Annotated in this window: 21 protein-coding genes; 7 read left to right on the top strand and 14 right to left on the bottom strand. The window is 43.2% G+C overall.

Features of this window, described 5'->3' with window-relative positions:
* Positions 1-152: 152 nt before the first annotated feature.
* From ampD to CXF60_RS10385, 3 genes are all read left to right on the top strand, one after another.
* On the top strand, positions 153-782 hold the full coding sequence (ampD, locus tag CXF60_RS10395) for a 1,6-anhydro-N-acetylmuramyl-L-alanine amidase AmpD (RefSeq protein WP_228707105.1): 630 nt from the start codon (positions 153-155) through the stop codon (positions 780-782).
* 112 nt (positions 783-894) lie between these two features.
* Positions 895-2,445 (top strand): murein biosynthesis integral membrane protein MurJ, encoded by a 1,551-nt coding sequence (gene murJ, locus CXF60_RS10390; protein ID WP_102091874.1) that lies wholly within the window; start codon positions 895-897, stop codon positions 2,443-2,445.
* A 129-nt stretch (positions 2,446-2,574) separates the two neighbouring features.
* Complete coding sequence (locus CXF60_RS10385) at positions 2,575-3,198, top strand: hypothetical protein (RefSeq protein ID WP_102091873.1); 624 nt, start codon at positions 2,575-2,577, stop codon at positions 3,196-3,198.
* 11 nt (positions 3,199-3,209) lie between these two features.
* Here CXF60_RS10385 and CXF60_RS10380 read toward each other — a convergent pair whose 3' ends face one another.
* Complete coding sequence (locus CXF60_RS10380) at positions 3,210-3,830, bottom strand: GNAT family N-acetyltransferase (protein WP_102091872.1); 621 nt, start codon at positions 3,828-3,830, stop codon at positions 3,210-3,212.
* Positions 3,831-4,046: 216 nt separating this feature from the next.
* Between CXF60_RS10380 and ribF the strand changes: the two genes are divergently transcribed.
* Positions 4,047-5,129, top strand: a complete 1,083-nt coding sequence (ribF, locus tag CXF60_RS10375; RefSeq protein ID WP_102091871.1) for a riboflavin biosynthesis protein RibF — start codon at positions 4,047-4,049, stop codon at positions 5,127-5,129.
* 80 nt (positions 5,130-5,209) lie between these two features.
* Here ribF and CXF60_RS10370 read toward each other — a convergent pair whose 3' ends face one another.
* The 4 genes from CXF60_RS10370 to CXF60_RS10355 form a co-directional block, all read right to left on the bottom strand.
* Complete coding sequence (locus CXF60_RS10370) at positions 5,210-5,449, bottom strand: DUF2789 domain-containing protein (RefSeq protein ID WP_102091870.1); 240 nt, start codon at positions 5,447-5,449, stop codon at positions 5,210-5,212.
* Between the two features lie 295 nt (positions 5,450-5,744).
* Positions 5,745-6,728, bottom strand: a complete 984-nt coding sequence (locus CXF60_RS10365) for a malate dehydrogenase (protein ID WP_102091929.1) — start codon at positions 6,726-6,728, stop codon at positions 5,745-5,747.
* A gap of 376 nt (positions 6,729-7,104) precedes the next feature.
* Positions 7,105-7,785, bottom strand: a complete 681-nt coding sequence (locus tag CXF60_RS10360; RefSeq protein ID WP_228707104.1) for a T2 family ribonuclease — start codon at positions 7,783-7,785, stop codon at positions 7,105-7,107.
* A 488-nt stretch (positions 7,786-8,273) separates the two neighbouring features.
* Positions 8,274-10,406 (bottom strand): lytic transglycosylase domain-containing protein, encoded by a 2,133-nt coding sequence (locus CXF60_RS10355; protein WP_102091869.1) that lies wholly within the window; start codon positions 10,404-10,406, stop codon positions 8,274-8,276.
* Between the two features lie 347 nt (positions 10,407-10,753).
* On the opposite strand from CXF60_RS10355, the gene miaB reads away from it, so the two are divergent.
* A complete protein-coding gene (gene miaB, locus CXF60_RS10350) occupies positions 10,754-12,247 on the top strand; it encodes a tRNA (N6-isopentenyl adenosine(37)-C2)-methylthiotransferase MiaB (protein ID WP_102091868.1) in 1,494 nt (497 codons plus the stop codon).
* Positions 12,248-12,347: 100 nt separating this feature from the next.
* On the opposite strand, the gene CXF60_RS10345 is transcribed toward miaB, so the two are convergent.
* The 5 genes from CXF60_RS10345 to CXF60_RS10325 all read right to left on the bottom strand — a co-directional run bounded on the left by CXF60_RS10345 (position 12,348) and on the right by CXF60_RS10325 (position 17,621).
* The gene (locus CXF60_RS10345) at positions 12,348-12,584 is read right to left on the bottom strand and encodes a hypothetical protein (RefSeq protein ID WP_102091867.1); all 237 of its coding nucleotides are present in this window, start codon (positions 12,582-12,584) and stop codon (positions 12,348-12,350) included.
* A gap of 150 nt (positions 12,585-12,734) precedes the next feature.
* Entirely contained in the window at positions 12,735-13,949 is a 1,215-nt protein-coding gene (locus CXF60_RS10340) for an RtcB family protein (protein ID WP_102091866.1), read from the bottom strand.
* A 787-nt stretch (positions 13,950-14,736) separates the two neighbouring features.
* Positions 14,737-15,462: a LysE family translocator gene (locus CXF60_RS10335; RefSeq protein WP_102091865.1), complete on the bottom strand. Its 726-nt coding sequence runs from the start codon at positions 15,460-15,462 to the stop codon at positions 14,737-14,739.
* A 176-nt stretch (positions 15,463-15,638) separates the two neighbouring features.
* A complete protein-coding gene (gene argE, locus CXF60_RS10330; RefSeq protein ID WP_416376878.1) occupies positions 15,639-16,910 on the bottom strand; it encodes an acetylornithine deacetylase in 1,272 nt (423 codons plus the stop codon).
* A 57-nt stretch (positions 16,911-16,967) separates the two neighbouring features.
* Positions 16,968-17,621 (bottom strand): UPF0149 family protein, encoded by a 654-nt coding sequence (locus CXF60_RS10325; RefSeq protein WP_101205754.1) that lies wholly within the window; start codon positions 17,619-17,621, stop codon positions 16,968-16,970.
* Between the two features lie 212 nt (positions 17,622-17,833).
* On the opposite strand from CXF60_RS10325, the gene CXF60_RS10320 reads away from it, so the two are divergent.
* Both CXF60_RS10320 and CXF60_RS10315 read left to right on the top strand, forming a co-directional pair.
* Positions 17,834-18,274 (top strand): hypothetical protein, encoded by a 441-nt coding sequence (locus CXF60_RS10320; RefSeq protein ID WP_057761479.1) that lies wholly within the window; start codon positions 17,834-17,836, stop codon positions 18,272-18,274.
* A gap of 107 nt (positions 18,275-18,381) precedes the next feature.
* Positions 18,382-18,843, top strand: a complete 462-nt coding sequence (locus CXF60_RS10315) for a cell division protein ZapA (RefSeq protein ID WP_102091863.1) — start codon at positions 18,382-18,384, stop codon at positions 18,841-18,843.
* 77 nt (positions 18,844-18,920) lie between these two features.
* Here the strand turns inward: CXF60_RS10315 and CXF60_RS10310 are convergent, their stop codons facing one another.
* The 4 genes from CXF60_RS10310 to CXF60_RS10295 all read right to left on the bottom strand — a co-directional run bounded on the left by CXF60_RS10310 (position 18,921) and on the right by CXF60_RS10295 (position 23,301).
* Complete coding sequence (locus CXF60_RS10310; protein ID WP_227526580.1) at positions 18,921-19,211, bottom strand: hypothetical protein; 291 nt, start codon at positions 19,209-19,211, stop codon at positions 18,921-18,923.
* A 297-nt stretch (positions 19,212-19,508) separates the two neighbouring features.
* Positions 19,509-21,602, bottom strand: coding sequence for a glycine--tRNA ligase subunit beta (gene glyS, locus CXF60_RS10305; RefSeq protein ID WP_102091862.1), 2,094 nt, complete (start codon positions 21,600-21,602; stop codon positions 19,509-19,511).
* A gap of 9 nt (positions 21,603-21,611) precedes the next feature.
* On the bottom strand, positions 21,612-22,613 hold the full coding sequence (gene glyQ, locus CXF60_RS10300; RefSeq protein WP_227679301.1) for a glycine--tRNA ligase subunit alpha: 1,002 nt from the start codon (positions 22,611-22,613) through the stop codon (positions 21,612-21,614).
* Between the two features lie 475 nt (positions 22,614-23,088).
* The gene (locus tag CXF60_RS10295; protein WP_101205751.1) at positions 23,089-23,301 is read right to left on the bottom strand and encodes a PspC domain-containing protein; all 213 of its coding nucleotides are present in this window, start codon (positions 23,299-23,301) and stop codon (positions 23,089-23,091) included.
* Positions 23,302-23,613: the final 312 nt, after the last annotated feature.

Raw genomic sequence — 23,613 nt, 5'->3', positions numbered from 1 at the left:
GGTAGAATCTCGCACGTTATTATTCATACGCTATCAGCGTTATTAAAGTTTCTAGGTCAAAAAATTAAACATATCGCCCACTATCGTTTAGCTACTTAGATAGAAGATTGTCTATCACACCATTACCAATACTAGTATAAAAAGAGAACATTATGCCCGTATTATCACCAAACTCATCATCTATGTCGTCAATGTTCATCAAAGATGGTCTACTATCAGCAGCCACTTGGCTAGCCTCACCCAATTACAATGTAAGGCCAAAAGATTTAAGTATTGACGCCGTCGTCGTACACAATATCAGCCTACCACCGAATGAATTTGGTGCCTGCGACACTAATGGTACGCATTACGTGAAAGCATTATTTACCAATCAATTAGACTGGGATGCTCACCCTTATTTTCAAACAATTAAAGGCGCAGAAGTATCAGCGCATTTATTTATCGAGCGTGATGGCGCTATCACTCAGTTCGTCAATTTCAACGAACGGGCGTGGCATGCTGGGCGGTCTAGCTACTTGGGTCGACCTGAATGTAATGATTATAGCATTGGCATCGAGCTTGAAGGGTCGGATTTTGTGTCCTTCACCTCTGCTCAATATGAGCAGCTAGCCAAAGTAATTGCCGCCATTTATAAGGCCTACCCCAAAACACGCCGCCACTTGACAGGCCATAGCGATATCGCGCCTGGGCGTAAGACTGACCCTGGTGATTATTTTGAATGGGCAAGGTTGCGCCAGTTAGTTACTGATGCAATGAAAAACGATGCACCGTCACATAAGTGATTTCCACACTCAATCCATTTATCTCAATGGTGAAAGTGATATAATTCGTCAGTTTTTCATCCATATCACATCGGCACATAACTCAATATACAACTTAGCAAGATAGGTTCTCATGGCAAAAAGTCGGTTATTTCGTTCAACCATGGTGGTCAGCAGTATGACCATGTTATCGCGTATTTTAGGTTTGGTACGTGATGTTGTATTGCTAGGGGTTTTTGGTGCAGGTGGTTTGATGGATGCCTTTTTAGTCGCCTTCAAAATCCCAAACTTCTTACGACGACTGTTTGCAGAAGGCGCGTTTAGCCAAGCTTTCGTGCCAGTACTGTCCGAATACAAAGAAAAGTACAGCTTGCAACAAGTGCAGATTTTGGTCAGTCGAACCTCGGGTGCATTATTGCTAGTGTTATCGATGCTTACGGTGGTGGTCATCTTAATCGCACCTTGGGTGGTGACGTTGTTTGCCCCTGGATTTGCCGATCAGCCTGATAAGTTTGCCATTACTGCTGAGTTATTGCGTCTTACCTTTCCGTATTTGCTATTCATCTCTATGACAGCTTTTGCGAGTGGCATTTTGCAAAGCTACGGTCGGTTTGCTGCACCGGCGTTTGCGCCCGTGTTATTGAACCTGTGTATGATTGGTGGCGCACTGATTTTTGCGCCAATGTTTGATACGCCTATTATGGCACTCGGCTATGCAGTCGCTATCGCAGGTTTGCTACAGTTTTTGATTCAACTGCCGCAGCTCTGGCAACAAAAGCTGCTTGTCGCACCAAAGATTGACTTCCAGCACGAAGGCGTTCGTCGAATTTTGAAACTGATGTTACCTGCTATCTTTGGTGTTTCTGTTACTCAGATTAATTTACTGTTGAACACCATTTTTGCCTCATTAATGATTGGCGGTTCAGTCTCTTGGCTCTATGCAGCTGAACGTATGAGCGAGCTTCCATTGGGTCTGATTGGCGTGGCGATTGGTACCGTCATATTGCCAAGTCTGTCGAAAAGCGAAGCTCAAAAAGACGACGTCAGTTTCAAAAAAACCATCGACTGGGCAGCACGTCTTATTATCTTGGTCGGCGTGCCTGCCTCGGCTGCCCTATTTGTACTGGCAGATGTATTGATGCAAGCACTATTTTTACGCGGTGAGTTTACCTTACGTGATGCCCAGATGAGCTCACTAGCCCTACGTAGTATGGCAGGTGGTATCTTAGGATTTATGCTTATTAAGATTTTTGCCCCTGCGTTTTTTGCGCGTCAAGATACCAGAACCCCTGTTAAAATCGGCATCATCTCTGTCATCGCCAATATGATCTTTAGTGTTATTTTTATCGGGATATTTTACTTCTTAGAGATACCGCTACATGGTGGTCTGGCATTGGCTACGACTGGTGCTGCTTTTGTAAACGCAGGCTTGCTATATTACTTCTTACATAAGCGTGATATTTTCCGTTTCGGTCCGCATTGGAAAAAGCTATTTACGCAGTTTGCTATCTCGACTGGCTCTATGATTGGCGTGCTGTATTTTATGCTACCTTACTTTCCTACCGATGAGGCTCAGTGGCAACGTATCGTCGCGCTGATTATTATGTGTGCCGTCGGAGCGCTGGTTTACGGTGTGGTATTGCTAGCGACTGGGTTCCGTCCGCGTCAGCTAAAGCACGGTTAGGATAAAGTATAAGTAAATTTATGACGGGCTTACGAAACCAAAACAAGCCTGTTATGAGAAATGACAATGCTCGCTGCTGATAATTGTCATAATAGATCATTAATGAATAAATGACATTTGAGGTTTGATATGACAACGAAACAGCCAATCTTCCAGCGCTTACCAATTTTGCTAGCAACTGGTGTACTAAGCACTGGACTCCTTATTAGCGGTTGTAGTAACAATGAGTCGGCTGAAAATGCTACTGATAATGAAGATGTGGCAGCGACCGTTGATACCTCAGAAGACGTCACATTAGACAATGATACGACTGACCAAGTAATGACCGATGACAGTGCTAGCGAAACAGGCGAAATTACAGATAGCGCTGAAGACAAGACAGCGATTGATAGTGATAATATTAATCCAGTCACTGAAGCGGCCGAACAAAAAAGCCTAGTGACCAATCCAACCCAAACCGGTACGCCAGAAAATACCGTCAAGCAAGCCCTAAACAGCTTGTATTATGGTGATGTGAAGGATGCGGTGTCATATTACCAAGTCGATATGGCAAACTTTGAAGAAGAGCTTGCTAATACTCAGTCTGCGTTTCAGCAAACAGTGGATGGCGTTACGATTACTGATACCAAATATAATGATGATAAAACTCGTGCCACCATCACTGGCGAGCTGATGTTAAAAGGACAGAGCGAACCTGCACCACTGACCTACCAGCTACAGAAGATAGAAGGTCAATGGAAGATTTTAGGTTAGAGCGTTTTAAGTTAAATTGTTTCAGGTGCTTTATCTAAAATATCGTCTGATGTGACTGCTTTACCAAGCATCACAACATCAGCGATAAACCCTTCCATATCGCAAACTTCAGGCATATAACCCCATTGCTCAAAGCCAAGCTTACGGAACAATCCTAAGCTTGGATGGTTATGAGCAAAGACAAGGGCGATAATATTTCGAATACCTAGACTTGGTGCTTGCGTCAACATCCAACGGGTCAGCAAACTGCCTAACCCTTTGCCCTGATAATCTTGATTTAGATAGATGCTAATCTCGGTACTGATGTGATAGGCCGTACGCGCGTACAAATCGCTGAAGCTGCCCCATGCGACTATTGGCGCCTTTGTCTGAGCTCCATCATCTGATGATAGTGCTTTAACCACATATATTGGTCTGGTTGCACTATCCAAATGCTCCTCAAACCAAGCAGCACGCTCCTCTACCGTAACCAATGCGAGATTGGCTGTTGCTTGTTTGCCCGGTATGCTTTGATTATAAATGGCTAAAACTTCTGCTAAATCTTCTTTACTTGCACGCTGCACAACGAACTGATCGGTGAGCTGATATGTCGATAATTCGGTTGGTACAGTATTCAAGGCAGCAGCAGACATAAGATCTCCATCGTTGTCGAGATTGTTGTTAGGATTGGTATTTAGCATCATTGGCAATAAAGAATAGCCACCCTATGCGCCATAGTTGCATTACACGTAGACTATAGGATGTTAGTGTGGCTATTTTACTTTATAATGGCTGATTTTAGACACATCAATTTTAAACATAGATGTGTTTTTTCGTTTTTTATTTGGTCTCATCATAGCTGAAAACTTATGAAAACCTATTTTCTTGAGCAACTGATTTCGTCGCCACACGCTTCATCTACGGACACTGTCCCAGTAGATTTGGCATCTTGCGTGCTCACTATCGGCAATTTCGACGGTGTGCACCTTGGTCACCAAGCCATGCTAGCCCAAGTTCGTGAGATTGCGCATACCCAAGATTTGGGTGCAGCGGTCATGATATTTGAGCCGCAGCCACGCGAGTTTTTTGCACCTGCTAAAGCGCCTGCGCGCCTGACCAATCTGGCAGAGAAGCAAGCACTGCTGGCAGAATATGGTGTTGAAACATTGATCGTAGCAGGTTTTGATACAGAATTTCGCTCGCTATCAGCACAAGCGTTTGCCGATATATTAGCCAAGCGTTTGAACGTCAAAGCGTTGGTACTGGGTGATGACTTTCGCTTCGGCCATGACCGTACTGGCGACAGTCAGTTCTTGCGTGGTTATGGTTTGGATGTGACCAACCTGCATACGGTCACTGATAGCAATACTAATAACGATAATACTGATAGCGACAGTGTTGATACGATCGATAACGACGCTGCCCGTATCAGCTCTACTCGTGTTCGTGATTTACTATTGGCAGGTGATCTTCAAGCAGCCAACAGGTTGCTTGGTCGTGACTATGCAATCACGGGAGGGGTTGTGCGCGGCGATCAGATAGGTCGTACGATAGACTTCCCTACCGCAAATATCGATTTACAGCGTATAAAGCCTGCCCTGCATGGTATTTTTGCAGTTGACGTGGTGAGCTTAGATGATAATGGTAATGTGATCGCTAATGGCTTGACTACGCTTGCCTCCGATGGTCATACAGGTGTTGCCGGATTGCGTCCGCATAGTTTGTTTGGCACGGCTAATATTGGCAAAAGACCTTCTGTTGATAAAGGTGATGACTGGCGACTAGAAGTCCACTTTCCGCAGTTGCAAGCTGATTTGTACGGATTGAACTTACACGTACGTTTCCTGCACTTTTTGCATGGTGAGCGTCGTTATGATGGATTAGAAGCATTAAAAGCGGGTATTTATCGAGACGTTGCTGACTTACTCGAATGGCGCGACAAGAAAATTTAAAGTTTAGTGTTACTCCAGACATAAAAAAACCCCGCGATATTAAGACTATTGCGGGGTTTCTCAAATATGCTTATGAGTCTTTATGCATCAGGATGTAAACGGACATTTAGCTCATCAATGGTTTCTACCCATGCTGCATCTTTTTGCCATTCTTCCTGCAGGAACATACGCTGATTATCCGTCCAAATACTAGCCTCTGTTAGTTTTTCTTCGCTAGCTAGTTGGTTTTCTGTAATAAAATCATCAATTGCTTCATCAGAGCTATCTAGACCTAACTGAGCAAATAACTCATTCATACTATATTCTGGTTCACCCAACATAACTTTCTCCTTAAATAGTACGAATAGGCTCGTACTTATTGTTTAGTGTGCTTATTATTCAAATTGACACATTCATTGTAGCAAGCTTTATTTTAATAGCTGTTAATCAACGTTTATCTAACGTTATCAATTGTATTAACGGTAAACAGCTTTTATCAATTTAAAACAGTAAGCTAATTTGCTCTCATTTGCCTATTTCTTATAGACATAAAAAAAGCCCTCATATTTCAGAGGGCTTTTTTATACTACCTATCTTTGCTACTTACATCATAGCTTATCGTATAGCAGCTTAGATTTACGGTAATAAATGTGCTACTGCATCACGCTCTTCACTAAGCTCTTGCTCAGTGGCAGCCATTTTCTCTTTCGAAAAATCTGATGATACATCAACGCCGTCTACGATAGACCAGTCGCCGTTAGTGCATGTGCATGGGAATGAGTAGATCAAACCTTCAGCAATACCGTATTCGCCGTTTGAGTAAACGCCCATAGATACCCAATCGTTCTCATCAGTACCTAATGCCCACGTACGCATGTGTGCGATAGCAGCGTTGGCAGCAGAAGCCGCAGATGATGCACCACGAGCTTTAATGATTGCAGCACCGCGCTGTTGTACTTCTGGGATATAATTTGCTTCGTACCATTCGCGATCAACTAAATCTAGCGCAGGCTTACCGTTTACTGTACAAGCGGTTAGATCTGGATACTGAGTTGACGAATGGTTGCCCCAGATGATCATTTTTTTCACGTCATTTACAGTGCTGTCAGTCTTACCAGCCAACTGCGCCATAGCACGGTTGTGGTCTAGACGCGTCATTGCAGTGAAGTTGCGTGGATCAAGATCTGGTGCATTACGCTGAGCGATAAGTGCGTTCGTGTTGGCAGGGTTACCGACTACCAATACTTTTACATCACGGCTAGCGACTTCGTTCAATGCTTTACCTTGTGCTGAGAAAATCGCAGCGTTGGCTTCTAGCAAATCTTTACGCTCCATACCTGGGCCACGAGGACGTGCACCAACCAGTAAAGCATAATCGATATCTTTGAATGCGACATTAGCATCGTCAGTTTGGACGATACCAGCCAACAATGGGAATGCACAGTCTTCTAGTTCCATGACCACACCCTTTAGGGCGTCAAGAGCTGGCGTAATTTCAAGTAATTGCAAAATAACTGGCTGATCTTTACCTAGCATCTCGCCAGATGCAATACGAAATAGCATCGCGTAGCTGATATTACCAGCGGCACCAGTGACGGCAACACGTAAAGGCTGTTTCATTGACATTGAATACTCCCTAATTAATTATTAGATAATTCTAATGAACGATTATCATTTTAGATATCGACTTGTTTGCCGCATAGCAGCATGTATAAACCGAGAGCTAGTGTAGCACTTCATCGCAGTGACCGTCTAGATACAGTCATAGACCCGTCAGGGATTATATTGTTACATTTTATACGAGAGGGTTTTTTTAGAGGCTAAACGCTTACAGATAAAGCGCTAGAGGGTTTTAGCACATGATAACTAAAGCATATTTTCACTGTATTATACGTAGATATAATGGTCAAAATAGGCAATTTGCACTATTAAGTTGGGCTAAGTGAAATGAAAAACGGTATCAAAAAAGAAGTTTGAGCAGATAACTAAGTAAAGGCTATCGTCCACCTGAAATGATAAATTTACTGCCACAGCTGTCTACAACGTCATGACAAGTACCAAAATCACTACCTTCATAACACACGTGTATATCAGTGAGTATCGATTGGCGACGGCTGCCTTCTTGACAGATGAGATCCACACTGTTTGATGACATACCACTATTGAGACGGGTCATTTGACTGACAAACCGTGATTTGGAAACGGTATAACTATTACCCGTATTTAATTCGTTCGGTAATTTCAATCCACCTGCATAATTGGTAATCTGGCGGAAGTAACTGCTGGCGCTAAGCGGACTACAAGCTCCATAACGTTGCCACGTTTGGCTACGTACCGTTGTGTCAGGCATGATTCGGTTGACGACTTTTAGTTGTAGCGGGGTAAGGCGTGGCTCACTACCGCGACCGCAGCGCTCACCATATCCCATATCTAGACCAGATACGGTCAATGAATACCCTTCTAAACACTGACGCATACGTGCCCGCGTTGGCTGCATATTACATAATGCTGGGGTCATCTCAATCATCAATACGCGCTGACCAGTCTTAACCGTGCTAGCCGCCTGTGCTGGTAGCAATACAACACCTTGTATAAGCAGTAAAGCGCCGAAGCTCATCTTCGCTTTAATACTACCTACACTGTGTTTGCTAGCCAAACCTGCACGCAATCGCATCATAGAGTTAGCAGCCTTGTTGCTCAGGTTTGTATCTGTCTTTGTATTTGCCTTCGATAAAAAGCATATCCGATTAGATAACGAATATTTGGTTTTTGGCGACGTAGACAGACTAAAATATTTTTTGATCATAGGACTGAAGGCAGTTAGTTAGCAATGATAAGACATAGGCTATAACTTAAATCATTAGACGCGATACATAAAACACGCATTGACCTAAGAACAAGACTGAAAAATAGGGTTTCCCATTAAGGCAATGGTAACAAAACGTTTTTTTTAATCTATAGCAAAAACGTAAACGTTGACGACATCGTCAGGAATCTCGATAAATGTTGATAAAGCACTGAAGGATAACGGCCGTGAAATTTACCTTAGCTAGATGAGTGCTGCCTGAGCAAATCAGAGTTGATCAATTGACAAAGCAAATTAGCAGATAAAAATAAACCACTAACAATAAATCATTAGTGGTTTATCAAATGCAAGTTCAGTGATTAAAATCCAGCTGGCACCGTACCCATACGCTGAGTAATCGGCTGACCACGACCCAACAGACTGCTATAAATAGTGGCGTTTTCCATCACGTGTTTGACATAGTTACGTGTCTCAGGGAATGCAATCGACTCTACATATTGATCTGCGGCAAGTGAGCCATAAACTGGCTGCCAGCGTTTGGCATTATTAGGTCCAGCATTATAGCCTGCGGTTGCCAATACTGGTTGATAATTGAGTTTGCCCAAAATATCACCCATATACCACGTACCATAACGGATATTGGTATCACCGCTATTGGCACGGCTCGCACTATACGTCTCGCCTAGGTTACGAGCGATATATTTTGCGGTATCAGGCATGACTTGCATCAGTCCACTCGCGCCTACGTTTGAGCGCGCAGAAGATACGAAACGGCTTTCTTGACGCATAATACCGTACGCCCATGCTGGATCAATACCTGCTGCCTCACTATAACGTACGACTGCGCTTTGATGCGGCATTGGATGCGAGAGTGCTAAGCTATCCACCCTATCAGTATTATCAACTGCATAAATCGCTCGATCGAGCCAGCCCATATCATAGGCTTGACGAGCAGCGGCAATAATCAAATTGTCATCACGATTATCACGAGCTTGCTTTACAGCCCAGTTCCACTCGCGGTTGGCATAAGTACGACTAGCCTCAGAGTTGTACAGCGCAAACGCACGGGCAAAGTTGGCATCTTGCATGACGCGCGCACGATCAGCGGTACTGACGTTAGGCAAATTACTACCACCTAAACGGCTAGCATCAAAACGCTGCCCTATTTTATCTTTTGCCATCAGGCCATAGTAGTCATTACTTTTTGCTAGGTTCTGATACATTTTTTTGGACGTATTACGCTTGCTACTATCGCTTGACTGCTCATACGCACGAGCCAGCCAATACTGCCACTGGGCTTCTTTTTGCGTTTCGCCGTCCATTTTTGAGATAGCTTCTACCACATCATCCCAACGACCGAAGCGAATCGCTGCCATAGCGTAATCTTCAGCTTCTTCAAAATTAAAATCATTGTCTAAACTGTTACGGAACCAATCCACTGCTTCAGCGTTAAAGCCGTCATCAGTGTTGTGATTCATACGCTGCACGCCAAGCGTACGATAAGCATAGCGTCGGGTTTCGTCATTCAACAATTTGACCGCGCGCTGATTGTCTTGTTTGATATCAAAGTCTAACTGTAGCGCCGCCTCGCGATAAGACTTGTCAGCCATACGGCCGATTGCGTACATATATAGGTATTGGTTGGTTTGGCTTGCAGGCTCACGACCAAAACGGCTAAAGAAAGAAGATGGGTTTAGCTGAATTTCACTCAGCGCCGAATAAGCAATTGGCGTACCAAGGCGTGAGGACAATGCCATAATATCGCCTGTCTTGCCTTTACGTAGCATACGCTTGAGCCGAGCCGCACGATCTTGATTACTAATCAGCGCATTGTTGTTCATCTCCATCGCTAGCTGATCGCACAATGCTGGTTGCTTTTGGGTGGTTAGCCAAACATCAGATTTGGCTGCCATAGCACGCATGGTGTCGCCACCATTATTAAACCCAAGCGCAACCGCACAACGCTCACTGGCATCGGCATTGGTAATCAAATTGGCTACCTGTCTAACCGAGGCATAATCGTTCGATCCTGCTTTGGTCTCCGCAAAATCCGCAACCAATTTCTCAGCCATAACTGTATCTGGATACTGACGCACAAACTGCGAGACCGCCGCTGAACTCTGTGAATTGAGATCTAGATTCATGCGCCAATAAGTCGGATACATCGCAAACAAGCCGCCACTCATGACTTGCTCATAGTTATAGAGCGCACTTATATCACCGCGATCTGCGGCGATGGCAGCTGCCATAAATGAGTCAATACTGCTGTCTTGCTGATAATCTTGTTGATAGTTACTTTCTTGTTGGTAGCTTTCCTCATCGCCCCACGTCAACTCGGCACAAGCGACCTGTGACACACCAAGTGCACTTACCGCTGTTGCCACGCTCAACGCGCTCAACCGTAGCGTACCTACTGTGATTCGCTTTGACGCGTGTTTTTGACTGATAGACTCTTCATCCTTGATGCTATGCGCAACACGCAATTTTGTCATACTGACTCTCTTTATGATATCTCTATAAATATGTGAATAACGGTTCGCTAAGTACCGCCAAGGGTATAGCAATCATCATACTATACTCATTGTGCTTTCAACTATCTCCTTTACCTTTTGTTAATAAATAGGACAGCACGGTGTAACATAGAAGTGATAGTGAGCCGCAGTTTTTATGAATAGTAATATGAACGACAGTAAATAATTGATACTGCTATGAATTATTTATCATATTGATACCCCATCGCTCGTGCTAATTTTTCACATTGGCACAGGGTTGTGATAAAATACGCCACCTGTTAATCGGCTACTCCGCTATATTTTTGGTCAATCATGGACTTATCCTTATGAGTGTTACTGTATTCAATCCCCGCATCGATGACGATGCTGCTGCTGAGACGACTGTCACCGCACGTGCTGTCACTGCACTCAAAGAAGCAAGTTCAGCCCAAGCGCCCGTCGAAAAAGCCGCAACCAAGAAGGTATTCATCACCACCCAAGGCTGTCAGATGAATGTCTATGATTCTGACAAAATGCTCGATGTGCTTGGCGATTCACACGGTATGGAAGTGACTCATGATATCGATGAAGCCGACGTACTGCTGATGAACACCTGCTCCATCCGTGAAAAAGCCCAAGAAAAAGTATTTTCAGAATTAGGCCGCTGGCGCAAGCTCAAAGAAAAACGTCCTGACCTCGTGATCGGGGTTGGCGGCTGCGTGGCCTCACAAGAAGGCGATAACATTCAGAAGCGTGCGCCTTACGTCGACATGGTATTTGGCCCGCAAACCTTGCATCGCCTGCCAGAATTATATGATCAATCAAATGAGCAACGTGAAATCGCACCTAAAAATCGTATTGGTACGATTGATGTGTCATTCCCTAGCATCGAAAAGTTTGACTTTTTGCCAGAGCCAAGAGTAGAAGGCTACAAAGCATTTGTCTCTATTATGGAAGGCTGTTCAAAATATTGCTCATTCTGTGTGGTGCCTTATACGCGTGGTGAAGAATTGTCGCGTCCACTTGATGACGTATTGGCTGAGATTGACAGCCTTGCCGCTCAAGGTATCCGTGAAATCAACTTATTGGGTCAAAACGTCAACGGCTATCGTGGCGAAAAAGACGATGGCAGTATTTGCCGTTTCGCTGAGCTATTGCATTATGTCTCGCATGTCGATGGTGTCGAGCGTATTCGCTATACGACCAGCCATCCGCTAGAGTTCACTGATGATATCATTGATGCCTATGCACAATTGCCGGAGCTAGTATCACACTTACATCTACCGGTTCAGAGTGGCTCAAATGCTATCTTGGCAGCGATGAAGCGTAACCATACAATCGACGTTTATATTAATCAGATTAATAAGCTAAAAGCCATTCGTCCAGACATTCACTTATCGAGCGACTTTATCATTGGCTTCCCTGGTGAAACTGATCAAGACTTCCAAGATACCTTAAACTTGGCAAAAGAGTTGAACTTCGATCACTCTTACAGCTTTATCTATTCTAAGCGTCCAGGCACGCCAGCCGCTGAGTTGCCAGATGATGTGAGCTTCACCACCAAGAAAGCTCGCTTGGCTGAATTTCAGAAAGTCATCATTGACTCGACACTTGCCAAAACGCATGAGATGGTCGGTACCACGACTCGCGTCTTGGTTGAACAAGTTGCCAACCGTCATCCTGATTGCTTAATCGGCACGGCGGATAACACTCGTACCGTTATGTTCCCCCATGATGTTGAGAAAATGGATGAGATGTTGGGTAAACTCGTGAGCGTACGTATTACTGATTTCGTCAGCCCGCACATGGTAAAAGGCGAGCTAATCGAAGTATTGGCATAGTGGTTAAGTTATAAGTTTGAGTAAGAATAAGAAAAAGCCATTTGCTAGTATAGCTAACGGCTTTTTTGTTGTTTAAATTTAAGATTAAGATGAATGATTGCTACTCTGATAGCCAATCTGTCTTCCGTAACTGCTGCTTGGTCTCACGGCGACGTTTTTTTCGGACGATATCGATATCTTCTTTTTCATGAATACCACCTTTTCTTAATAGTGGATCCAGTGCCAAGTAGTTGCGCGGCTTGACTGTGCCTAGCGAGTGTTGCACACCTGTCTCAGCTTGCTGCTCTAACTGTCGTTCAATCTGTTTGGCCTTTTTTAAGGTTTGTTTTAAGCTCATATTGTTACCTATATTTTTAACAACTCTAAATCTGTTTTATATGTTCGAGTGACAGCATAGTGGGATCACGACTAGGAAATCGAGCGCAAATAGTACACTTCGTACATTTAGCTCGATTGACACCGTCGTGACTCCCTATGGTTTTACTCATTAGCCTTTAATACACATGACCTGCTTAAGCGTATGCACCACCTCAACCAAATCCGTTTGATTGGCCATCACTTCATCGATGTCTTTATACGCTCCGGGTATTTCATCTATGACACCTTTGTCTTTGCGACACTCGACGCCATCCGTCTGCGCTTTTAGCTCGTCGATGGTAAATGCTCGCATGGCTTTACCACGGCTCATCTGTCGTCCTGCCCCATGCGAACACGAGCAAAACGATTCAGCTTCGCCCAGACCACGTACGATAAAGGACTTTGCGCCCATAGATCCTGGGATAATCCCAAGCTCACCGGCATAAGCACTGATTGCACCTTTACGCGTCACGTAAACCTGCTCGCCAAAATGCACCTCTTCATTGACATAGTTATGATGGCAATTGATGGCTTCTTTGGTCAGTTGAAATCGTGGCAATCCTGCTTGCGGCGATTGCAGCGCTTTAATCACCAAACGCATCATCTCGCGGCGATTCTCTAACGCGTAATCCTGCGCCCAACCAACTGCCTCAACATAATCAGCAAAGCTGTCAGAGCCTTGGGCAAAATAAGACAAATCACGATCAGGCACATGACCAAAGCGTGATTGACGCTCTTTTTTGGCAAGGTTGATGAAATAGCGACCGATACAATTACCAATGCCGCGACTGCCAGAATGCAGCATGACCCAGACATCATTGTTCTCATCCAAGCACAGCTCAATAAAGTGATTGCCACCGCCGAGTGTTCCCAACTGCTTCGCCCAAGTACGCTCAAAACCTTTGAGCATTTTAAGCAAACCCGGGTGTTTATCAGTAATCAGTTTTAGGCGTTTACCTAACGGATCAAGCGTTGAATTTTTGGCTTGGATTTGCTTGTGCATGTTGAAGCCGACTGGCACTTGTTGCTCAACGATCAACCGCAGTGACCTTAAGCTATCAGGTAGATCGCTCGCCGTCAGGGACAAACGTACTGCGTTCATACCGCAGCCGATATCCACACCGAGCGCCGCAGGAATAATGGCTGACTTGGTCGGAATCACGCTACCGACTGTTGCGCCTTTGCCAACGTGCACATCGGGCATCACTGCAATGTGGGAATGCACAAACTCTAGCTGGGCTAAATTGCGTAACTGCTGCATCGCACCTTGCTCAACATCCGAGGTATAAATTTTGACTGGCACGCCGTGTTTGGGATTTTTGTTTAATACTAATTGAATGCTCATAATTTATTATTTCCATTTTATTATTTTATAACTATGCATTTTTTATCATTACCAATTTTATAATTTTTAGACATTACTTATGTATCTCAATTAAACGAAACGTTTAACAAGAAATGAAATTAATAAATTATAAAATTTAGGTAATAAAAAACCGTATTCTTATTAATTAAAAAATTAATAAAAACTCATGGTTTATTTATTATGGACATTTTAAAGAAAGATAATATAGATCAGAACCGTCGGCCACAGCGTAAATATTATATGCATAGAAAAGCTTTAGCTAAATCATAGCCTGAGTCGCTTTATTAGCAACAACGGTAAAGAAAAATGTTAGGTAAACAGATAACAGCAAGCGCAATATAACCTAGCACGATCGCAGAGCAAATTTGACACAGTAGACTTAGAAAAGAGATAGCGCAAGTAGATACAGAAGGCTATTCGTTGATATCAGTAAATAGGACATCACTCAATAGCTTATATAAAAATTTAGCCAAACCTTTTCGAAGGTGTCATTGCTGTCATGTGGTTTACACATTTAATCTTTAAAAACGTCTTGGTAGTTATATAGGACACGATGATTCCTCCATAGGTTGTGGCCAATGTCAGGGCGACAATAGCAGATTAATTGAAACGATTTATCGCTTATGAAAGATAAGCGATATAAATCAATGAGCCAATAATAACGATTTAAAAATTAAAGTCAATAATTAATTTGGCTTGTATAGAAAATAATTTAATAAACGTGTGTTTAATTGATCACTTTGATTTAAGATCGTATCGGTAGTTTTTAAGCTATAAAACTATTTAACACTTCAGCCAATAAAGCAGCAGCGATAATTATAAATATCACCCCACATCCACGATTGAGCCACGCTAAGCGATTACCAACATCGAGCCAACTTGCTAGATTTTTGCCACCCAAGGTATATACGATCTGCCAAATCGTTTCACTCAAAAACAAGCCGATGGTCAATAGAACATATTGTGGCCATAGTGGCGCGCTGAAATTGATAAATTTAGGGAAAAATGCCGCAAAGAACAAGATAGCTTTTGGGTTAGACAGTGACACCCAAACGCCGGTACGAAATAAGGTCGTATTGCTCGGTGCAATTTTAGTAGCAGCACTAGAGAGCGAACGCGGCTGTGGTGTAGGCAATCCATCAGTGGCAGCATAGTCTGCTGCTACCTCTGCACTCAACTCTTTAGCATCACTCATCAAGCTACCATCGCCAGCATCTCGCCATGAGCTGATACCCAAATAGATTAAGTATACTGCACCCACGGCTTTAATGATTGTCAGTAGCCACGGTGACTGGCGACTGATTACGTCTAATCCAAGCAGTGTCGATAGCAGTAATACAAACAAACCAAGGCTCAGACCTGCCAGTGTCCATAAGGTTCGTTTGACGCCATAGTTCATGCCGTACTGAAATGCCAGCAGCATATTAGGACCAGGGGTCGCTGAGATAAAAAACGTACTTGCGAAAAACACTGCAAACAGATGCCAAGACATCAACCCACCCCTACTTTGTCATGTGTAAATGGTTCTAATACGAAAGGCTATACGACTTAAATATGCGACTAAAAAATAAACACCGCCATTAAGACGGTGTCACTTATACCTATATGTCAAAAAAGTCTCACAGAAATTACTAAAGGAACGACACGCATTCTACTTAATAATTACGATTACATAGACGGCTGAGTCGTACAGCTATCTAACAATTTTTTTAAAAACGCATCACAGCGTTCAATTTCGCTAAGCTCCACATATTCATCCGCTTTATGCGCCTGTTCAATACTACCAGGGCCACAAATAATCGTTGGGATACCTGCATTGGTAAACTGACCGCCTTCAGTCGCATAAGCCACCTTATGACGCTCATCATCTCCTGTCAACGCAGCGATTAATAATTGCAACTCAGCACTATCGTCATCTGTCATTGCTGGGACGCTTTCTTCTTGCATCAGCTCAATGCCAGTCTCTGGCGCGCGCGCTTGCATTTGGGCGTTTAGCTCAGCGACTTTGGCTTGAATGGGCGCTAGTATATCGTCTTGCGTCATGTGCGGCAGGTTGCGATAGTCAAAAGTAAACTCGCATAGGTTGGGCACGATATTGGTCGCTGTACCACCATGTATGGTACCTACTGACAATGTCGAGTATGGCACTGTAAACAACGTATCGTTATCATCACGAGTACTCAGCTCTTCAGCAAGCGTATCTACATAGCCAACCAATCTGCTAGCGTAGCTAATAGCATTGACACCTTGTGCAATCAGTGACGAATGCGCCGACTTGCCATGTACACGGCAACGATAAACCGCGATGCCTTTATGTGCAACTACCATAGCCATGTTAGTTGGCTCACCGACAATACAGTAATCAGGCATGATGCCGCGTGCTTTTAGGTCTGCCAAAATCAATGGCGCACCCAAGCAGCCAACCTCTTCATCGAACGACAATGCCAAATGCAACGGACGACGTAGCTGACCGCTATTCGATAACTGCACGGCTTGTGGCAATACCGTTAGTGCACAAGCGATAAAGCCCTTCATATCACATGCACCGCGTCCGTATAGCTTATCACCACGTATCGTCGCGGTAAACGGCTCTGAAGACCACGCTTGTCCATCAACTGGCACAACGTCGGTATGACCTGATAAGACCAGACCGTTATTGATAATATCAGCATTTTCACCAGCTGGTACGGTCACAAACAAATTGGCTTTGGTCTTAGCCTCGTTAAAAGTCAAATCTACCGTCAAACCTAACTGCTCACAATAAGACTTTACATCGTTAATCAAAGCCAAATTAGAATGGCGACTGACCGTATCAAAGGCGATGAGACGTGTTAGCCAATCGAGACTTTGAGTAGGATGCTCAGCACTTTTCAGCTGGACATCGCTGCTACTATCAACATTATCGCTATTACTGACATTGTCGCTATTACTACTGTTAATTTGGATCATAAAATATCCTTACTACAATTTTCAGAACTATGATGTGTCAGAGCTGCCTTACGATGGATTGTTATGATTCATCACATCCACCACTGGCGGCATTGGTTTTGGTAGCTTACCTTCTGCCTGTAGCTCTTTGGTCGTTTTAGCATCGATAGACAAACCCGCGATGAGCGCGATATCTTTGACAGCCTTACGTTTACGTGTGGCAAAGCTTACGGGGACCATACGAGCAAATTCATAGATATAAAGATAAGACTCTTCCCCACCTTCAAAGTCCTCATCATCTTCGAGACGAATTGCGCCAATCTTAGCCAAATCAGATAGCATCTCGTTTTCTTCACTGGTCAAACCACAATCGGTAATACCAAAACCGGTCATAAAACCGTTTGCCCACTGTTTCAACGCCATCACGCGCTCGTATAAATCATGTTCATCATCTGGGATGAGCGGCATGTACGCGTAGGCATCATCTTTGTCTTTTAGCTGAAAAACGATGTCTTCCGCTTCTTCTGTCAGCAAGGTCAATGCAAGCTCTGGTAATGGAGCAAAGCTGAGCTCTTCAAACACCTTAGCCCAAGTTGCTTCGTCGGGTGCATTACAAGCCGTCATAAGCCCTGTCATCATGCCATGCACTTCGCTGATAGACACGTCAGTCCAATCATCAAACGCAGTCAGCCAAGTATTCCAGCCAGAGATATTGTCATTCATAATAGATGTCCTAGTAATTGATTATTGCTCATAAAATAAAAATAGTCGCGATAAAATGTCATGGACAAATCATCGATAAATAAAAGTGAAAAGACAAAGCCTGATGCTTGTAATTACTTTGTTGATATAGATATTATGCGGTCACCTATGGCATTATTAAATACAGCGAACAAAATTCATTCACGCTTACTTGTTAAGGATAAAAACTGACTATGTATGATCAACTTAGAATATTAGAAAAAATGGTACTCGACATCAAAAAACAGTATCAGCTTGTCAGTGCTGAACTTAGCAGCTTAAAACAACACCCTGTTACTGATTCAAAAGAATTTGCCGCCCTAAAAACCAAATTAGATAACAGTCATAACGAACGTGACGGTGCCAAAAAACAACTGAACGATCTCGATAAGCGCTATCAGAGTCTTGCAGAAGCGCACCATATGATCGGTGAAGAACAAGACAAACTGCAAAAACAGATCAGCCAATTACAACAACAAAACAGCGAGCTGCAACAACATAATAATGAGCTAAAGCAGCAGTATAGCGATATCAAACAACAAAACAGTGAGCTGCAAAAGAAGAACCAATTGGCAGCCGAGCGTACGCAAGTCGTATTACAGCGCCTAACTCGTATCGATCAAGCAGAAGGCTAACGCATTCTTGTAGCAGATAACAAAGACGTACTGCTTATTGAGCTACCAATGCTATTTGTAAAATCTGATATCACTCATTTCACTGACCAGACATTGTAGGATTTATCATGACCGATGACCAAAGCAAATCGATAGAAAAACAACTAAAAAATACTCAAGCGCCAAGTGTGCCAGTAACAAGCGCGCCAGTACCAGCGCAAAAAACGACACCAGCAGCATCAAATATATCAAGCGCCATGGCACAATCTAATACCAAAACACCTAAAGCGCCAGAACCACAAATTAAAAAAGTTGATATTGCGATTGCTGGGGTTACTTATCCAATCTTTTGTCCAGTACATGAGCAAGAAGAGCTACTGTCAGCGGTTTCATATATCAACAACTATGCGCTCGATCTAAAAAGAGATGCGCCAAGCCTAAGTCAAGAAAGCATACTGGTACTGTGCTGCTTAAACCTATATGAAAAAATCCATGCCAATCAAAGAAGTGATGAAGATCGCTTGCAGAAAGACAAACAGTCTGAGGCATTGCTCAATAAAATTATGAAAGATGCTCATTCTATTCTATAGATACATCGTACTGTATTAAACATATAAGCGCCTAGCCAATAAAGTTAGGCGCTTTTTTTGGTCAATCATTTATCTATTTATGTATAAGGCGTGTAGGTCTTGCCTGCATGAAAGTCTGCTTGATGCTCATAATTGCAAAAGAATAACTCTTGGTTCGCTTCAATATTGCCATCGGTAGCTGTACTTGGTTTGGTTTCGAGTACACCGCGATATTCAGCCAAGCTGTTGCCACAGAAATTACACTGACGCGGTGTGGTCACATCCCCTTCTTTTGGCATCATGCTTTTAGGCGCACGTGGGTACATAAACTTATAAAAAGCCCACATTGAAGCCCAAATAATAAGGATGACGATAATAACAGCAAACACAGTAGTGCTCCTTCGATTACAGGTAAACGTGAGAAATAATAAAATCTACTAAATAAGATTATTTAAGACGTTTTGATAGCATAAATTTTACCGTCAATAATAGCGATAATACAATGCCTTTACCGTTTAATTGCTGATTGCGCTAACTGACTGGTTATATCCACTAGATAAACCTACTAACAAATCAGTCAACTGTACAACAAAAAGACCTGGCCATGATAAGCCAGGTTTTTATTAAAAGTAACCGTCAAGTTAAAACAACAATCAAGTTAAAGTAACTATTAGCTTTTAGCAGAGTTACAGCTGTAGCTCACTGATATCAGCTACCGTCAAGAACAAGGCACGAACCTGCTTTAGCAATGCCAAGCGATTTTTTTTAAGCGCAGCATCTTCACTGTTGACCATTACTTGATCAAAGAACTGGGTCAACGGCTCATCTAAGCTAGCCAGCGTTTGCAATACTTGTGTATAGTCCGCTTGCTCAAGCAATGGTTGTACCCTTGTCTGTGCTTGCTTCACATTTGCATATAAATTTTGCTCAGCAGACTCAGACAGTAGTGCCTCATCTACCGTATCAGCAACATCACCTTCTGACTTGACCAATATATTAGCAACGCGTTTGTTTGAATCAGCCAACATCGACGCTTGTGATAGCTCGCTAAATGCTTGCACTGCACGGATACGCTGATCAAAATCAAGCGGCATATGCGGGTTAATCGCTTGCACTGCTTGAATCGTATCGACACTAACGCCCTGCTCCGTATACATCGCACGGTAGCGCGAGTTTAAGAATGCCATGACTTGGGTAAAAGTATCACCCATTTTGGCGATCTTGCTACCTTCAGCATCGCTATAGCCTTTAATCGCTTGCTCAACGAGCGCTACCAGGTTAATCGGCAACTGCTTTTCGATCAAAATACGTAGAATACCAATAGCAGAACGACGTAAGCTAAACGGATCCTTTGAACCCGTCGGTGCTTGATCAATCGCAAAAATACCAACCAATGTATCCAAACGATCCGCTAAGGCTAAGCAAATGCCAATCGGTGTCTGTGGTAATACATCGCCACTGAATTTCGGCAGATACTGCTCTTCTAAACTGGCTGCAACCGCTTCAGGCTCATCGTTTAGACGCGCATAATAAGTGCCTGCGATACCTTGTAATTCAGGATATTCACTGACAAGCGAGCTAGCCAAATCTGCTTTAGATAAAATGCCCGCACGTACGGTTTCATCAACATTGATATCGTGGCCTTGCTGCTGCATCAATGTAGCGATGAATGCTGCTAGCTTGGCAATACGCTCAGACTTCTCCCAAATCGTACCCAGTTTGTCTTGGAATACGCGATTTTTTAGGCTTTCTGTGAGCGCAAACAATGGCTGCTTTTGATCTTGTAAGAAGAAAAACTCTGCATCAGCCAAACGTGGACGTACAACTTTTTCATTACCTTCAATAATCTGGTTAGGATCTTTTGACTCGATATTGGTAATAAAAATGAAATACGGCTGCAATTTGCCAGTTTTATCGGTTAAGCAGAAATATTTTTGATCCGCTTGCATGGTCGAGATAAGCGCTTCTTGCGGTACTTGTAAAAAGCGCGCTTCAAAGCTTGCTCTTAGCGCAATTGGGAAATCAACCAATGCGGTGACTTCATCTAACAAATCTTGCGGTACGATGGCATCAGAATTAACTTCATCTGCCAATGCTTTGACTTGGTTTTTGATCAGCATTTGACGCTTATCAAAATCTGCTACTACTTTTAGACCACTTAGTAATTCTTCATAATCATTGGCATGAGCAATACTGTGATAATCAGGGCTATGGAAGCGATGACCACGCGTTTGCGTACCAGTCTGATGACCTTGGATAGTGGCATCGATGACAGTATCATCCTGCATCAATACTGCCCACTGTACTGGACGTACGAACTCGTTACGGCTAGCGCCTGAGCGCATACGCTTAGCAATCGGCAGATTATCTAGTGCAGTTTGAAAAATTGCAGGCAGTAGCTCAGTGGTCGCTTGACCACGGATAGTCTGCTCAAAACCAACATAGTCACCTTTGTCGGTTTTGATCGTCGTAAGCTCGCTGGCTTCAATACCTAAGCCTTTGGCAAAACCCATGGCCGCACGTGTTGGATTACCCTCTGCGTCAAATGCCGCTTTAATCGCTGGTCCGCGTTTTTGCTCAGTACGATCTGGCTGCTTATCGCTAATACCTTGAATCTGAATGGCCAAACGGCGCGGAGCAGCAAAGGCTTTGATACTATCAAAGGTAATATCTGCTGCAGTTAATTGCTCAGTAACACTGGCTTGTAGCGCATCACGTAATGGTTTTAGGCTCTTTGGAGGTAGCTCTTCACACCCCAGTTCAAATAGAATAGTACTCATGGGATGCTCCTATTTATCGTTAGTAGATTGGTTAGTGTCAGTATTTTCTTTTGCTACGCCATCTGCTGCTAAGGTGTCTGCTGCCACGTCTTCTTTTGGTAAATACTTATCAAGTGCGGCTTGGCGATGTTCTTCATCAGCCAACGGGAAGCCCAATTTGGCACGAGCTTCAACATAACCAAAGGCAACTTTACGAGCAAGCGTACGCACACGTAGGATAAAACGTTGACGCTCAGTCACTGAAATAGCGCCACGTGCATCAAGCAAGTTAAACGCATGAGATGCTTTTAATACCATCTCATAAGCTGGCAATGGCAATCCTGCATCGACCAATTTGTCGGCTTGTTGCTCATAAAAATCAAACATCTCGCCCATCATTGGCACATCAGCGTGCTCAAAGTTGTAGGTAGACTGCTCGACTTCGTTTTGATGAAAGACATCGCCATACGTGACACGGCCAAACTCACCGTCTGCCCAGACCAAATCATAAACGCTATCAACGCCTTGTACATACATGGCCAAACGCTCAAGCCCGTAAGTGATTTCGCCAGTGACTGGGAAGCACTCGATACCGCCGACTTGCTGGAAGTATGTGAACTGCGTGACTTCCATACCGTTTAGCCAAATCTCCCAACCAAGTCCCCATGCACCAAGCGTTGGCGATTCCCAGTTGTCTTCTACAAAGCGCACATCATGCACCAATGGATCAATACCAATGGCTCGTAGTGAGTCCAAATACAGCTCTTGGATGTTCGGTGGATTTGGTTTTAATACAACCTGGAACTGATAATAATGCTGCAGGCGGTTCGGGTTATCACCATAGCGCCCGTCAGTAGGACGACGTGATGGCTGTACATAGGCCGCATTCCAGCGCTCAGGACCTAACGAGCGCAAAAACGTCGCGGTATGAAAAGTACCTGCACCGACTTCCATGTCGTAAGGCTGCAATACCACGCAGCCTTTATCGGCCCAATAATTTTGCAAAGTTAAGATTAAATCTTGAAAAGTCATCGGTTGAGAGTCTTTATCTTGTGTCATCGGGGTTATCGCTTGGGATGTCATAGTTTCGGTTTTCATAGTAAAGCCACTGTGAAATGAGTATTATTAAATAAATCTCTGATAGCGCACGCGCGACCTATTCGGCAACGACTCTATCTGCCTGCTCACCTTACTAAAAATTGACTATTTTATCCATATTTACATCAACTAAATTTGCATAGTGGGCACAAAACCTCGGTTATATAGCGTATTTTCAGGCAAATCATCATAGAAGTCGTACTAATACAATAAATAAAAAAATACCCAAATGCGCTAGCATTCGGGCAGGAGGAAAATTGTATCTTGGGCATCCTGATTGATCAGGCTTTTTATTTTTCGGAGGTCTACTGTTTTTAACAATTACGTCTAACTTAAACTTGACTCTTTAACTGGTTCAGAAAACCTAATTTTAAAAAAGCTAATTTTAAAAATAATTATCAGAATTCTATTATTGATAAGACTGATTGTTGGCTTTTGGCATAATTATCCATAGGATGATATAAATCAAAATGCCTGGTACTGCTGCGCTTAACGATGAGATAATGACAAATAATACTCTCACCCATGTTGGCGACCAACCAGCATATTCTGCAATGCCACCCATCACACCTGCTATCATGCGATTGTTTGGTGAGCGATGTAATTTTGCTAACTTAGTCAAATCAAATACCTCTCTATTTTCTATTCTTGTCTATTTTTTTATTCTATATTTCTAGTTATCTTAAGTGTTTAGCTAAAACATTATCTTGCTTTGCTAACTTACGGATCAGTATATCAATAATTCAGGATTTATCTGTTGAAGGTATAGCAGTACTTTGTGAGTTTATGCTACTCAAGCTTACCCTAATCTGTCATAGCACCATGCAAGCCCCTGATTTTAAATAGTTATTTCAAAATGTTTCAAAATCATCTTTGTTGCTATAACCTTGCAATTTCGCTTTACATATCTTGTTATTTTTAATTTAATCAAAGA

This window comes from Psychrobacter sp. 4Bb, from assembly GCF_002836735.1.
Classification (GTDB): domain Bacteria; phylum Pseudomonadota; class Gammaproteobacteria; order Pseudomonadales; family Moraxellaceae; genus Psychrobacter.
The sequence above is the reverse complement of the archived record's forward strand: the minus strand, read 5'-3'. Positions and strand labels throughout refer to the sequence as shown.

What these genes read in the sequence shown, in the direction of transcription:
- ampD (WP_228707105.1), top strand. Translation starts at nt 153, where the DNA reads ATGCCCGTATTATCACCAAACTCATCATCTATGTCGTCAATGTTCATC.
- murJ (WP_102091874.1), top strand. Translation starts at nt 895, where the DNA reads ATGGCAAAAAGTCGGTTATTTCGTTCAACCATGGTGGTCAGCAGTATG.
- CXF60_RS10385 (WP_102091873.1), top strand. Translation starts at nt 2,575, where the DNA reads ATGACAACGAAACAGCCAATCTTCCAGCGCTTACCAATTTTGCTAGCA.
- CXF60_RS10380 (WP_102091872.1), bottom strand. Translation starts at nt 3,830, where the DNA reads ATGTCTGCTGCTGCCTTGAATACTGTACCAACCGAATTATCGACATAT.
- ribF (WP_102091871.1), top strand. Translation starts at nt 4,047, where the DNA reads ATGAAAACCTATTTTCTTGAGCAACTGATTTCGTCGCCACACGCTTCA.
- CXF60_RS10370 (WP_102091870.1), bottom strand. Translation starts at nt 5,449, where the DNA reads ATGTTGGGTGAACCAGAATATAGTATGAATGAGTTATTTGCTCAGTTA.
- CXF60_RS10365 (WP_102091929.1), bottom strand. Translation starts at nt 6,728, where the DNA reads ATGAAACAGCCTTTACGTGTTGCCGTCACTGGTGCCGCTGGTAATATC.
- CXF60_RS10360 (WP_228707104.1), bottom strand. Translation starts at nt 7,785, where the DNA reads ATGATGCGATTGCGTGCAGGTTTGGCTAGCAAACACAGTGTAGGTAGT.
- CXF60_RS10355 (WP_102091869.1), bottom strand. Translation starts at nt 10,406, where the DNA reads ATGACAAAATTGCGTGTTGCGCATAGCATCAAGGATGAAGAGTCTATC.
- miaB (WP_102091868.1), top strand. Translation starts at nt 10,754, where the DNA reads ATGAGTGTTACTGTATTCAATCCCCGCATCGATGACGATGCTGCTGCT.
- CXF60_RS10345 (WP_102091867.1), bottom strand. Translation starts at nt 12,584, where the DNA reads ATGAGCTTAAAACAAACCTTAAAAAAGGCCAAACAGATTGAACGACAG.
- CXF60_RS10340 (WP_102091866.1), bottom strand. Translation starts at nt 13,949, where the DNA reads ATGAGCATTCAATTAGTATTAAACAAAAATCCCAAACACGGCGTGCCA.
- CXF60_RS10335 (WP_102091865.1), bottom strand. Translation starts at nt 15,462, where the DNA reads ATGTCTTGGCATCTGTTTGCAGTGTTTTTCGCAAGTACGTTTTTTATC.
- CXF60_RS10325 (WP_101205754.1), bottom strand. Translation starts at nt 17,621, where the DNA reads ATGAATGACAATATCTCTGGCTGGAATACTTGGCTGACTGCGTTTGAT.
- CXF60_RS10320 (WP_057761479.1), top strand. Translation starts at nt 17,834, where the DNA reads ATGTATGATCAACTTAGAATATTAGAAAAAATGGTACTCGACATCAAA.
- CXF60_RS10315 (WP_102091863.1), top strand. Translation starts at nt 18,382, where the DNA reads ATGACCGATGACCAAAGCAAATCGATAGAAAAACAACTAAAAAATACT.
- glyS (WP_102091862.1), bottom strand. Translation starts at nt 21,602, where the DNA reads ATGAGTACTATTCTATTTGAACTGGGGTGTGAAGAGCTACCTCCAAAG.
- glyQ (WP_227679301.1), bottom strand. Translation starts at nt 22,613, where the DNA reads ATGACTTTTCAAGATTTAATCTTAACTTTGCAAAATTATTGGGCCGAT.